Here is a 12,865-nt window from a genome sequence, read left to right on the forward strand (position 1 = left end):
CGGAGGCTCGACACCGCGCACCGGACGTCCACACCGCGCCCCGTGCACACTGCGCGGTGTGACGACGCGGTGCGCGGTGTCGAGCCGGAGCCGACCCGGTGCAGACTCGGTGCAGGATGGCGGGATGGGTGCGCTGCGGGACACGTTCGACTCGGTGGCCGCGGTATACGAGGCGGTGCGCCCGGACTACCCGGAGCAGCTGTTCGACACCCTCGTCGACGCGGCGGGGCTGAGCGTCGGTGATCGGCTCGTCGAGATCGGGTGCGCCACCGGCAAGGCGACCGTGCCACTCGCCCGGCGCGGTTTCCGGATCACGGGCGTCGAGATCGGTCCGAGGATGGTGGCCGCGGCCAGGCGCGCCCTGGCCGGGTTCCCGGCCGTGACCATCGTCGAGAGCGCGTTCGAGGACTGGCGGCCACCGGCCGGCCACCGGTTCGATCTCGTCTTCGCGGCCACGGCCTGGCACTGGCTCGACCCGGCCACCCGCTACGGCCACGCGTTCGAGCTGCTGCGGCCAGGCGGCCACCTGGCCACGTGGAGCGCCGGCCACGTGTTCCCGGACGGCGGCGACCCGTTCTTCGCCGACATCCAGGAGATCTACGACGAGATCGGCGAGGGCATGAAGGAGGGCGAGAAGCAGTGGCGGCCCGGCGAGCTGCCCGACGGTCGCGCCGAGGTCGAGGCGAGCGGGCTGTTCGACACCGTCACGGTCCGCCACTTCGACTGGGAGATCAGCTACACCGCCGAGGAGTACCTGAAGCTGCTCGACACGTTCTCCGGGCACATCGCGATGCGACCGTGGCAGCGCGACCGGCTCTACGGCGAGATCCGCCGACGCCTCGCGCTCCGGCCCGACGGTCGGCTGCGCAGGCACTGGGGCGCGGTGCTGCACGTCGCCAGGCGACGGAACACACCGGAAATCGGGCTTTGACTTCCGCTGCGATGATCGGCTAGGTTTTTCCAGCAGGCTCGAACGCCTCGGTGTGAACACGTCCACTGACTCGGGATGGCCCGCAACGTAGGTCTCGGTGTGAATCTGACCGCGGAGACCAGGTGTTTTCTTCCCCTGGCTGATTGCTGCGCTCGTTTCGCACCGTTTCCGCTGCTCGTCCTCCCTCGCGTTACCGACGACGGGGTCGAGGTCGCCGCCGGTCCGGTCGCGTCCCGGGTGCATCCCGCATCTGAAACGGCTGAAACCATGAATGTCTGCCTGCGCTTCATCACCGACGGAATCCGCGACACCCTCGCCCACTACCGCCGCGACGACCTGCCGCTGCACCGGTTGTCCTGGGAGCTGCACACCAGGATCGACACCCTCGTGCCGCACGCCCCGGCCGTCTGGATCGACCAGCTGCGCGACCTGCAGCGCCGCGTCGCCGAGGTCGCTCAGGTCGCGCCGACGCTGACCGACTCCGAACACCGCACTCTCGACGAGTCGCTGACCCTGCTCGCCGACGTCCTGGAGCTCGCCCGTAGCTGAACCCGGTCTTCCGCACCGGCCAGGAGCCGTATGGGCGCGAACCCCACCCGCCCGCCACGGACCGGCCACCGGGCGCGAACTCCACCTGCCCGGCCACCGTTTCACCGTGCAAGAACTGTCCGCGGCCATGGCCACGCGCGTGGCCACGGCCATGGCCACGCGAAAACACCAGGTCAGCGGCCGATTGTTCATCGTGCAACCACGGCCACGAGCCGTGTGGCCAGCCGGAGCGGCGAACTCCACCCGCCCCGGCCACCGGCCGCACTAGCGTTGTCCGAGCAATGCTGGCCACGCACGGCTCGGACAGGAGCGCCACGATGACCGAAGGACGACTGGTCGACAGCAACCCGCTGCCGGCCGGGATCGGTGACCGACTGATCGCCCAGCTCGGGTTCATCATCGAGGTCGACCGGCTCAAGACGATCGCCAGGCAGTCGCCGCTCGCGGCCGTCGACCGACGGGAGAACGACGCCGAACACTCCTGGCACCTGGCGCTGATGGTGACGCTGCTCGCCGAGTACTCCGACGAGCCGATCGACGTCGGGCGCACCGTCGCGCTCGTGCTGGTGCACGACCTCGTCGAAATCTACGCGGGCGACACCCCGCTGTACGACGTCGCGGCCGGTCGCGACCAGGAGGAACGGGAGCAGGCCGCCGCCGACCGGCTGTTCTCGTTGCTTCCGGCCGACCAGGCGGTCGGTGTGCGCGCGCTGTGGGACGAGTTCGAGGCCAGGCAGTCCGCCGAGGCGCGGTTCGCCAAGGCGATGGACCGGCTCCAGCCGCTGCTGCTCAACTGGATGGCGCGCGGCGGCACCTGGCGGGCGCCCGGTGTGACGGTCGCGGACATCCGTGCCCGCAAGTCGGTGATCGCGGACGCCTCGGCTTCGCTCTGGGACGCGGCACTGAACCTGATCGACGAGGGCGCTCGCCGAGGCTGGAGCCGCCCGATTGACGGCTGACCGACGCGCGATGTAGAAAGTTCTCCTTTTGGAGAAACAGGAGAACTGATGACTACAGCTGCACAAGGACTACCCGCGCCGGTCGGGCCCTACAGCCATGCGATGACGGCCAACGGGTTCGTGTTCTGCGCCGGACAGCTGGCCCTGGACCCGGAGACGTCCGAGCCGCTGGCATCGCTCAGCGTGCGGGAGCAGACCCGGATGGTGCTGGACAACCTGGAGAAGACGCTGCTCAGCGAGGGTTCCTCGCTGCGGGGCGTGCTGCGCACGACGGTGTACCTGGCCAACCTCGACGACTACGCCGAGGTGAACGAGGTCTACCGCGAGGTGTTCGGCGACCATCGCCCCGCCAGGGCCACGTTCGAGGTCAGCAGGCTGATCGGCGACCTATCGGTGGAGATCGACGCCGTGGCCGTCGTCACCCCGCAGGTGATGACACCCCGCCCCTGAGTCCACACCCGGTCACGTCCAACCACGCCAGCACAGTCGAACCGCACCCCCCGGTGGCACGAATGTGGCTTTAGGGACGTCCAGCGTCCCCAAAGCCACATTCGTGCCAAATGGGGGGAGGGTCGTGTGCGGGGAGGGGCAGGTGAGGGAAGGCCGGAGCGAAGCGACCGGCGAAGCCGCTGGCCGGGTTGGCTCCGCGAGTCTCCCCGCAGGGGGTTCAGGGCGGACGCCCTGCAAAGAACGCAACAGGCGGGCCAAGAACGCAACCAGACGGCCGCGCGTCAGCGACGGCAGCGAAGCCGAAGCGAAGCGCCCGGCGAAGCAGCCGTAAGTTTCCGGTTGCGGACCCCCCGAGGCGAAGCCGATGGGGGGTCCCGACCGGAAACTTGGACGCGCGAGGAGCAGGCCAAAATGACAGCCAGTTTCGGAGCCCGCGTTCGTCAACGGCGGCATCAGGCCGGCCTGACCCTCGAGGCCTTCGCGGGGCGCAGCGGGGTCTCGCGGGCCGCGCTGTCCAAGATCGAGCGTGGTGAGCGTAAGCCGGGCCTCGGGGTTGCGGTGCGTATCGCCGACGCGTTGGGCACCTCGTTGTCCGAGTTGCTCGGTCAGCAGGTGGTACCGGAGGTTCAGGTGGTGCGGGGGATCAGCCCGGCCGCGTTGACCGACGAGGACACCGGGGTCGTCCGGGAGTCGCTGTTCCCGACCATGGACGGTGTCGAGCTCGTGCGCTATACGCTGCCCGCGCGTAGTCAGGCCGGGCCGTTCCATCCGCACGACCCCGGTTCCCGCGAGGTCTTCACGATCATCGAAGGTTCGATCACGGTGCGCGCGGGCACGCACGAGGTGAGTCTGGACAAGGGCGATCTCGCGGCGCTGCCGGGCGATGTCGCGCACACCCTGACGAACGACGGCGACGCCCCCGCGAGTCTCGTCCTCGTGATCATTCGCCCGCACTAGGGCCTTTCCGGTCCACCTCGACACCCGTGAGTGCCGCACTCACGGGTGTTTGTGCATGGGGGTTGACGGCCCGACGGCTCGCGTGTAGAAATTTCTCCAGCAGAAGACGGTAACGATCAGTACCGTTTTTTCCGAGCATTCCAGGCTGGAGAGTCCGATGACCGGGTTACCGATGCTCAACCACTGGATCGACGGGCGGGCCTCGATCGACGCGCCGCCGAGGGCCGGTGTGCTCACCGACCCGGCGACCGGCGCGCGTACCGGTCGGGTCGCCTTCGCAGAGCCCGCTGACGTCGACCGGGCCGTCGCCTCCGCCGCGACCGCGGCGACCCGGTGGGCCAGCACCTCGCTGGCCAGACGGGCGACCGTGCTGTTCGCGTTCCGGCACCTGCTCGCCACCCGCGCGGGCGAGTTGGTCGACATCGTGGTCGCCGAGCACGGCAAGGTCGCCGACGACGCCGCCGGCGAGATCGCCCGTGCGCTGGAGAACGTCGACTACGCGTGCGGCGCCGCTGGGCTGCTGCAGGGCGGTTTCACCGAGAACGCCTCGACCGGGGTGGACGTGCACTCGATCCGCCAGCCGCTCGGCGTGGTCGGTGTCATCTCGCCGTTCAACTTCCCGGTCATGGTGCCGATGTGGTTCGTCGCCAACGCGATCGCCTGTGGGAACGCGGTGGTCCTGAAGCCCAGCGAGAAGGACCCGACGGCGTCGAACTGGCTCGCCGCGCTGTGGCGGGAGGCGGGCCTTCCGGACGGGGTGCTGAACGTCGTGCACGGCGACAAGGTCGCGGTGGACGTGTTGCTCGAACACCCGGGCGTCGCGGCGATCTCGTTCGTCGGCTCCACCCCGATCGCGCGCTACGTCTACGAGACGGCCACCCGGCACGGCAAGCGGGTCCAGGCGCTCGGCGGGGCGAAGAACCACATGGTCGTGCTGCCCGACGCCGACCTCGACCTGGCCGCCGACGCCGCCGTGTCCGGCGGGTTCGGGTCGGCGGGGGAGCGGTGCATGGCGGTGTCGGTCGTCGTCGCGGTCGACCCGGTCGGCGACGACCTGGTGGCGAAGATCGTCGAGCGGATGGCGGGACTGGTCATGGGCGACGGCCGCGATACCGCGTCGGACCTTGGCCCGCTGGTCACCGCCGCACATCGGGACCGGGTCGCCGCTTACCTGGAGGCCGGTGTTGAGGCGGGCGCGAAGCTCGTCGTCGACGGGCGGGAGCACGCGGTCAACGGGCCGGTCGGCGGCTTCTGGCTCGGCCCGACGCTGTTCGACCAGGTCGGCACCGACATGTCGATCTACACCGACGAGATCTTCGGCCCGGTGCTGGCGATCGTGCGGGTTCCCGACTTCGCCGCGGCGGTCGAGCTGGTCAACCGCAACCCCTACGGCAACGGCACGGCGATCTTCACCCGCGACGGTGGCGCCGCGCGTCGCTACGGCAACGAGGTCGAGGTCGGCATGGTCGGGGTCAACGTGCCGGTGCCCGTCCCGGTCGCTCAGTACTCCTTCGGCGGCTGGAAGGACTCGCTGTTCGGCGACACCCACGCCTACGGGCCGGAGGGCATCCACTTCTTCACCCGCACCAAGGTCATCACCTCACGCTGGCCGGACTCCATCGGCGCCGGGCTCGCCATGGCCTTTCCCAGTAGCGACTGAGCGAGGAGCCGTCATGCGACCCCGAATCTTCCGTGCCGCCCGCATCGCCAGTCCGGGCGATCCGGACCTGCCCGCGTTCGCCACGCTCGGCGACCGGATCGTGGCCACCGGCGACCCCGCCGACCTGCGCTCGGCGTTCGCCGACGCCGAGGTGATCGACCTCGACGGGGCGCTCGTCGTCCCCGGCTTCAACGACTCGCACTGCCACCCCTCGGTGACCTCGGAATCGCGGCTGCGGGTCGACGTCTCGCACCGCGCCGCGCCGGACCTGGCCTCGGTGCGACGGATCCTCACCGACCGGGTGTCGGCCACCCCGGCCGGTGACTGGGTGTTCGCCTCCGGATACCACCCGACGCTCAGCGGCACCGGCGGCCGCCTGGACCGCGCCGTGCTCGACGACATCTCGACCGAGCACCCGATCGCGGTGGTCCTGTTCAACTGGCACTGCGTCGTGGCGAACAGCAGAGCTCTGGAACTGTCCGGCCTGACCGACGACTCGACCGCGCCGGTCGGCGGCGACATCGGGCGCGACGGCGCGGGACGGCTCGACGGCTGGTTGTACGAGCAGGCCTTCCTCGAGCCGTACTGGGCAGGCAGCGGACAGCAACCGTGGGTGCCCGATCTGAGCATCGACGCGCTGGTCGACGCGCTGGTCGAGGAGAACCGGTACCTGCACTCCACCGGCATCACCTCCTACTGCGACGCGATCGTCACGCCCCGGATCTGGCGGACCTACCAGGCCGCGCGCGACGCGGGTCGGCTCACGCCGAGGGTCGGGATGCTGCTCTGGAGCACCTACTTCGACACCGCCCGCGACTTGGGCATCGGTGCCGGGTTCGGCGACGACCGGCTGCGGATGGTCGGGACGAAACTCATGTACGACGGGGCGCTGTTCAGCGGCACCTGCCTGTGCCGGCACCCGTACGACAGCTCGACCGACGGCGAGAACGGCATCCAGCTGGTCGACCGGCGGGACTTCGCCGGGCTGGTCGCCGAGATCCACGCCGAGGGCGGGCGGGTCGCGGTGCACGCCAACGGCGACCGGGCGGTCAGCGAGGTGCTGGACGCGATCGAGGCGGCGCAGGCGGCGGCGCCGGGCGCCGGGGTCAACCACCGGATCGAGCACTGCAGCATGGTCGACGAGACGTTGCTGAAGCGCATTCATCGTGCCGGGGTGACGCCGGTTCCGTTCGGCGGGGCGATCCGGCAGCACGGTGAGCAGCTGGTGCGAATCTACGGTGAACAGCGGGCCGCGCACATCGTGTCGCACCGCGCGTTCCTCGACGCGGGCATCACCGTCGGGGGCTCCTCGGACTATCCGACGACGCCGGTCGAGCCGCTGTTCGCGATCCAGTCGATGACCACCAGGGCACTGCCCGACGGTCGCACGATCGGCCCTGAGCAGCGGGTCAGCGTCGCCGAAGCACTCCAGATGTACACCGTGGGCTCGGCCCACGCGTGCGGTGAGGACGGTCGCAAGGGGCGGTTGCGTCCCGGTCAGCTGGCCGACTTCGTCGCGCTCGACACGGACATCCTCGCCGGCGACCCCTCGTCGATCGCCGGCGGAGGCGTCCTGTCCACCTGGGTGGGTGCCGACCAGGTCTGGCACGCCTGACTACCTCGTGAGTGTTGGGTGTGGCTATAGCCAGACTCAGCACTCACGAGCCTTTCGCTCGACGTGGAGCTGGTGAGGGTTGTGGAATCGATCGAGATCGATGTCTTGGCTCGGGCTCGGAGGCGGCGCGGGCATCGGCTGGCTCTGCTGCCGATGGCCGTGGGGTGCGCGCTCGTCGCGGTCGGGATCGGCTGGGCGATGGGCGTGGTCCAGGAGAGGATCACGCGGTCCGGGCCGGTGCCGGGCTGGGTGGAGCCGTCCGGCCGGCTGACCTGGGTGCTCGGTGACGTCACCGAGGCGCAGTTCTACGCGGTCGTCCCGGCGGGTGTCGGGCTGATCGTCGCGGCCTGGCTGGCTCATTGGGGCCGGGTCCGGTTGCGCGGGTTCCACATCTGTCACGGCAGGCTGCCGTGGCTGTTCCTCGCCGTGGCGGTCGGGCTGGGGCTCGCGCACGCGGTGTGGGGCTGGACGCGGTTCGGCGGCTGGCAACCGACGTTCGCGCCGATCGTGTCGGTGTGCCCGGCGGTCGTGATGATGTACGGCAGCGGCTGGCGGGTCTCGCTCACCGCCGGGGTGCTCGGCGGTGTGCTGAGCGCGCCGCTGGCGATGGTCGCGGTGGATCTGATGTGCCGGCCGCTGGGCGCGCCGGTGGTGTTCGGCAACGTCGGGTCGATGGTCGTCGCCGGGCTGCTCGCCTTCGCGGTGTGCCGGCGGCTGCCCTGGATGCCGGAACCGGTCGACCTGGGCGCCGGACACCTGGACGACGGCAGGCACCCGTCGCCGTGGTGGCTGCCGCGCCGCGCGCTCGCCGACTTCACCGAGGCCCAGTTCTACGGCAGCGAATGGGCCGCGCTCGGGCTGTTCGCCGGGCTGCTGGTCGGCTGGCTGGCCGACCCGCGCGCCGCGTCCTACGGCTCCGGGCTGCTGCCTCAGATCCTGACCACGCAGCTGCTGACCGCGATCGTCGCGGTCTGGTGGTACTCCGGCCGCTGGAGCGAGCACGGCTTCTACCCGACGTTCGTCTCGCTGGTCTCGCTCGCGCCGACCGCCGTGCTCACCTTCGGCGGAGGCTGGCCGACGATCACCGTCGCGGTGCTGGTCGGAGCGCTGCTGGGGCCCGCGCTCGGCTGGTGGATCGGCCGGCGCATGCCGTACGGCTTCCACCCGTTCATCGGGTTCGTCGCCTCGATGTTCGTCATCACCGCGGTCGGTCTCGGCGTTCTGAAAACCATCCAACTGGTCGGACTCGCCTTGTCGACCCTGCACTGAGAGACGGGTTCCATGTCCGAAGACACGCTGTTGCTGTCCTCCATCGGTGAGGCCCGGCGGCTGCTCGACACGGGTGAGCTGTCGCCGGTCGAGCTCACCGGCATGACGTTGGACCGCATCCAACGGTTCAACCCGGAGCTGCGGGCCTTCACCCATGTCGCCGAGGAGTCGGCCCTGGCCTCGGCGAGGGACTCCGCGCGACGGCTGGCGCGCGGCGAGCCGAGAGGTCCGCTGGACGGCATCCCGGTGTCGGTCAAGGACATCATCGCCGTCGCCGGACTGCCGCTCGAAGCCGGTTCGCAGGTACTGCGCGGCAACGTCGAGGACCGGGACGCGACCGTCGTGCGCGCACTGCGCCGGACCGGCGCCGTCATCGTCGGCAAGACCGCGCTCGACGAGTTCGCCCTCACCACATCGGGTCCCGCCGTCAACCCACTGGACCCGAGCCTGACCGCGGGCGGCTCCAGCTGCGGGTCCGCCTCGGCGGTCCGGGCGGGGCTGTCGTTCGCGGACGTCGCGACCGACACCGGCGGCAGTGTCCGCATCCCGGCGCATTGCTGCGGGGCCGCCGGCCTGAAACCCACCCACGGTCTGCTGCCCCTGGACGGAGTGCTGCCGTTGGCGAGCACGCTGGACCACGTCGGCACGCTGACCAGGACCGCGACCGACAGCGCCGCCTTCCTCGCCGCACTGCTACCCGGGATCGCGTCGGCCGACCGGCCCGGCGATACGGTCCGACGAGTCGGTGTTCCACGCGGCCTGACGATCCACAGCGCCGAGGTCGCCAGACGGTTCGACGCGGCGATCGCGCACATCACCTCGACGGGAGCCGAGGCCGTCGAGGTGACGCTGCCCGACCTGGACGAGGTCGCGGCGATGCACATGGCGATCCTCGGCGCCGAGATGGCGGCCTACCACCACGATCGGTTCGGTGCCGCCGAGGGCCGCTACGGCATCGCGATGCGCACGGTCCTCGCCGCCGGCGCACAGGTCACCGGTGCCGGCTACCGCGCCGCGCTGCGCACCCGGGGCCGGATTCGTGCCGAGGTGGACCGGCTGTTCGACACCGTCGACCTGCTCGCGCTGCCGACGCTGCTGATCGACACCCCGAAGGCCGGCCAGCAGACCGTCACCGTCGACGGCACCGATCAGATCGTCACTCCCGCGATGGTCCGGCTGACCTCGCTGTTCGACCACACCGGCCACCCCGCGATCAGCCTGTCGATCACTCCCACCGATCGGCCGGACAGCATCCAGCTGGTCGCGCCGCACTTCGCCGAGGACCGCCTGCTCACCGCCGCCGCCGCGTTCTCCCGGTGACCTCGTGTGCTCAGGCGAGCGGGTTGTGCCAGGTCAGTTCGGTGAAGCGGGCGAAATCGGTGTCGGAGGAGCACAGGGTCAACCCATGCTCCAGTGCCAGCGCGGCCAGGCTGGCGTCGCTCACCAGATTTCCGGTCGGCCGGTAGCGCTCCAGGAGTGCACACCGTCGGTACGTCCAGCCAGCCGCGGATCACTCGCGCCGCGACCATCGGATCGGCCGGTGTGGACGAGACCTTCGGATGTGTGACGATCCGCGCGAAGGCGGTCAGCGACTGCACCGGAATACCGACTCGCCGACCGGATTCGAGTGTCTCGGTCAACCAGCCCTTGGCGGACCGATGGAACGGGCTCGTCTCGTCGACTGCGTAGATGAGGAGGTTCGCGTCGAGCAGCTCGAGCGTCTCCGCGACATTGCTGACGTCGAGCTGGATGCTCAACGCCGCGGTCTCCTGCACGAACCGGGTGCGCTGGGCCGGGACCGCGAGCCCTGAGCGGATCATTTCGTTGATCGCTTCGCCGAGCCCGAGACCACGTGGCTTGCGGAGCTCGGTAAGCGCCGCCGCGACGTCTGGGTCGTGCGGCAGGTGCCTTTGGGATCGATTTCCCGAGGAAAATGCTCGGGGAATTCCGCTGAGGATCGTTCGTGTTCCACGTAAAGGGATGTAAACAAAAAATGTACCGCGCCCCGTTGGGGCTGGTTTACGGTGGCGCGGTGAGTGCGCGTGGTCGGGAGCAGATTGGCGACGTGCCCGTCGAACTGACCTCGTTCGTCGGGCGGACGAAGGAGATTCGGGCAGCGCACGACCTATTCACCGAGGCGAATCTGGTGACCGTGGTCGGCCCCGGCGGGGTCGGGAAAACCCGGCTGGTTATACGCGTGATCGCGGCGGTGCGAAAAACCGAACCGCACGCGGTGGTGCGCTGGGTGCGGCTGGCGGCGCTGCCGGCCACGGCCGACCACGCGACACTGGAACGTGAGCTGGCCAGGGCCGTCGGCGTGAAGGACGTCACTGACCAGGTCCTCTGGGAGGTGCTGGTCGAACACCTGCGCGACCAGGTCGCCAGGGTGGCCGGATACGTACTGGTGTTCGACAACTGCGAGCACCTGGTCGAGCAGGCCGGTGCGCTGGTGCACGATCTGCTGGACGCGGTCGCCGGAATCCGCATTCTGACCACCAGCCGGGAGGCGCTGGGGGTCCAGGGAGAACGGCTGTTTCTGGTTCCACCGTTGTCCGGCCCCGAATCCGACCGGTATTCGAACGGGCCGCGCAGTGATTCGCTGGAACTGCTGGAACAACGGGCGGCCTCGGTCGGATTCGTGATCGGCGCGCACAATCGGGCCGAGGCCGTGCGGTTGTGCCAACGGCTCGACGGGATTCCGCTGGCGATCGAACTCGCAGCCGCCGGACTGCGCAGCCAATCGCTGGAGGAGATCGCCGACGCGCTCGGTACCGGGCACGAGGCGCGGTTCCGGCTGTTGACCGGCGGCCCCCGGCACGGCGCCAACCCGATGCACCACAGTCTGCGCGCGGCGCTGGACTGGAGCTACCAGCTGTGTGACACCGAGGAACAGACCATGTGGGCGCGGCTGGCGGTGTTCGAGGACGGCTGGGACCTCACCGCGGCCGAAACCGTCTGCTCGGGTGCCGGAATCTCCTCCGACATGGTGCTCGACCTGCTCAGACGCCTGGTCGACAAGTCGATCGTCACCGTCGACACCAGCGGCTCCCGGGCCAGGTACCAGCTGCTCGAGACCATCCGGCACTTCGGTCAGCTGCAGTCCTCGACGCTCGGTGAGACGGAGCTGCGTCGACGGCACCGCGACCACTACCTCGCGGTCGCCGCGGCCGCCGCCGAGGACTGGTACAGCCCACGCGAGCAGGACTGGATGAACTGGACGCGCACCGAGCTGCCGAACCTGCGGGTTGCGCTCGACTGGTGCCTGCACACCCCCGGCGAGGAGCCCGCCGGGCTGCGGATGGCGGTGCTCGTCGGACGGCTGCATGCCCAGTTCTTCGTGCTCAACCTGGGGGAGACGCTCGACTGGCTGGAGTCCGCGCTCGACCGAGCCGTCGTCGGTGACCCGGCCGCTCCCGCCGACCTCGCCGACCTGCGGATCGCCGCGATCGCGCTCGCCGGATGGACCGCGCTGTGTCTCGGCGACGCCGGCCGGGCCAAGAACCTGCTCGACTACGGCAGAGCCGAGGCACGCGGCGCGACCTCGCCGCAGCTGGCGTTCTTCGAAGGGGTGTTCGCGTTCCTGGCGTGCGGCGAGCCGGAGTCGGTGCCGGTTCTGATGCGGGCGCTGGGCGAGTTCGACGACGCGGGCAAACGGTTCCACGGCGACCGGTTCACCGTCCTGCTGCTGACCTCGATGGCCACCGTCTACTTCGGCGAACGACACGCCGCCCTCACGATCACCCAGCAATGCCTCGACGAGGCCGCGACGAGCGGCTCGGGCTGGGCGATCTCCAAGTCGATGTGGGTGCGTGGTCTCGCACTGGCCTGGCACGACGACAACCCGCGCCGCGCGATCACTCTGGAGCGCGAGGCGATGCGCCGCCAGCGCGACATGGGCGACCGCTGGGGGCTGATCTGGTCGACACATGCTCTGGCCTGGGCGTTCGCCGAGACGCTCCGCGTGCGCGGCGGTGAGCGGGTCGAGTACGTCGCGCGGCTGCTGGGCGCCGCGACGAGCCTGCGGGAACGGACCAGGGTCACGATCAGCGGGCTGCCCGCGTTCGCCACGGCCAACGACAACGCGGAGCGGCTGGTCAGAGGGCTGCTCGGGGCCCGGGTGTACGACGCCGAGTTCGGCGCGGGCGCCGCGCTGAGCGACGAGGAGATCTTCACGCTCGCCCTGACCGACGGGACGGTCGCCCCGTCCCAGCCCCCGCACCGGTCACGCTGGGGACAGCTGACCCAGACCGAGAAGCAGATCGCCGTCCTGGCCGGTCAGGGACTCACGAACCACGACATAGCCCGCCGTCGCGTGTCCTCGATACGGACGGTCGAAAAACACATCGAAAACATTCGCCGGAAGCTGAACGCCGAATCGAGATCGGATATAGCAGCCTGGATCCGGGAATGAGCGCTACGTAGTTCAAAAGATACGTAGCCGTCTACGTACTTGTTCGGTGGCAGAACCGGGCCGT

Annotated in this window: 12 protein-coding genes; 11 read left to right on the plus strand and 1 reads right to left on the minus strand. The window is 69.9% G+C overall.

What is annotated here, in order from left to right; translation table 11 throughout:
* Positions 1-124 precede the first annotated feature (124 nt).
* From G406_RS0119155 to G406_RS0119195, 9 genes are all read left to right on the plus strand, one after another.
* Positions 125-931 carry a class I SAM-dependent methyltransferase gene (locus G406_RS0119155; protein WP_037077376.1) on the plus strand — a complete coding sequence of 269 codons (807 nt, stop codon included), beginning with the start codon at positions 125-127 and terminating at the stop codon, positions 929-931.
* A gap of 267 nt (positions 932-1,198) precedes the next feature.
* Positions 1,199-1,480, plus strand: coding sequence for a hypothetical protein (locus G406_RS0119160; RefSeq protein WP_028935073.1), 282 nt, complete (start codon positions 1,199-1,201; stop codon positions 1,478-1,480).
* 317 nt (positions 1,481-1,797) lie between these two features.
* Positions 1,798-2,439 (plus strand): HD domain-containing protein, encoded by a 642-nt coding sequence (locus tag G406_RS0119165; RefSeq protein ID WP_028935074.1) that lies wholly within the window; start codon positions 1,798-1,800, stop codon positions 2,437-2,439.
* A gap of 48 nt (positions 2,440-2,487) precedes the next feature.
* Positions 2,488-2,889 carry a RidA family protein gene (locus G406_RS0119170; protein ID WP_028935075.1) on the plus strand — a complete coding sequence of 134 codons (402 nt, stop codon included), beginning with the start codon at positions 2,488-2,490 and terminating at the stop codon, positions 2,887-2,889.
* 411 nt (positions 2,890-3,300) lie between these two features.
* Positions 3,301-3,846 carry a helix-turn-helix domain-containing protein gene (locus G406_RS48060; RefSeq protein WP_037077378.1) on the plus strand — a complete coding sequence of 182 codons (546 nt, stop codon included), beginning with the start codon at positions 3,301-3,303 and terminating at the stop codon, positions 3,844-3,846.
* A 157-nt stretch (positions 3,847-4,003) separates the two neighbouring features.
* Entirely contained in the window at positions 4,004-5,506 is a 1,503-nt protein-coding gene (gene mmsA, locus G406_RS0119180) for a CoA-acylating methylmalonate-semialdehyde dehydrogenase (protein WP_028935076.1), read from the plus strand.
* Positions 5,507-5,519: 13 nt separating this feature from the next.
* On the plus strand, positions 5,520-7,121 hold the full coding sequence (locus tag G406_RS0119185; RefSeq protein ID WP_028935077.1) for an amidohydrolase: 1,602 nt from the start codon (positions 5,520-5,522) through the stop codon (positions 7,119-7,121).
* A 72-nt stretch (positions 7,122-7,193) separates the two neighbouring features.
* Positions 7,194-8,390 (plus strand): hypothetical protein, encoded by a 1,197-nt coding sequence (locus G406_RS0119190; protein ID WP_245607159.1) that lies wholly within the window; start codon positions 7,194-7,196, stop codon positions 8,388-8,390.
* A gap of 12 nt (positions 8,391-8,402) precedes the next feature.
* Positions 8,403-9,710, plus strand: coding sequence for an amidase (locus G406_RS0119195; protein WP_028935079.1), 1,308 nt, complete (start codon positions 8,403-8,405; stop codon positions 9,708-9,710).
* A 10-nt stretch (positions 9,711-9,720) separates the two neighbouring features.
* Here the strand turns inward: G406_RS0119195 and G406_RS58410 are convergent, their stop codons facing one another.
* Positions 9,721-9,864 (minus strand): PIN domain-containing protein, encoded by a 144-nt coding sequence (locus G406_RS58410; protein ID WP_281172475.1) that lies wholly within the window; start codon positions 9,862-9,864, stop codon positions 9,721-9,723.
* Positions 9,865-10,048: 184 nt separating this feature from the next.
* Here G406_RS58410 and G406_RS58415 point away from each other — a divergent pair, with 184 nt between their 5' ends.
* Positions 10,049-10,201, plus strand: a complete 153-nt coding sequence (locus G406_RS58415) for a hypothetical protein (RefSeq protein ID WP_211241205.1) — start codon at positions 10,049-10,051, stop codon at positions 10,199-10,201.
* 254 nt (positions 10,202-10,455) lie between these two features.
* Positions 10,456-12,801, plus strand: coding sequence for a helix-turn-helix transcriptional regulator (locus G406_RS0119210; protein ID WP_169736726.1), 2,346 nt, complete (start codon positions 10,456-10,458; stop codon positions 12,799-12,801).
* The last annotated feature ends 64 nt before the right edge of the window (positions 12,802-12,865 follow it).

Source organism: Actinospineispora spinosispora DSM 44797, assembly GCF_000429025.1.
In the GTDB taxonomy this organism is placed as follows: domain Bacteria; phylum Actinomycetota; class Actinomycetes; order Mycobacteriales; family Pseudonocardiaceae; genus Pseudonocardia; species Pseudonocardia spinosispora.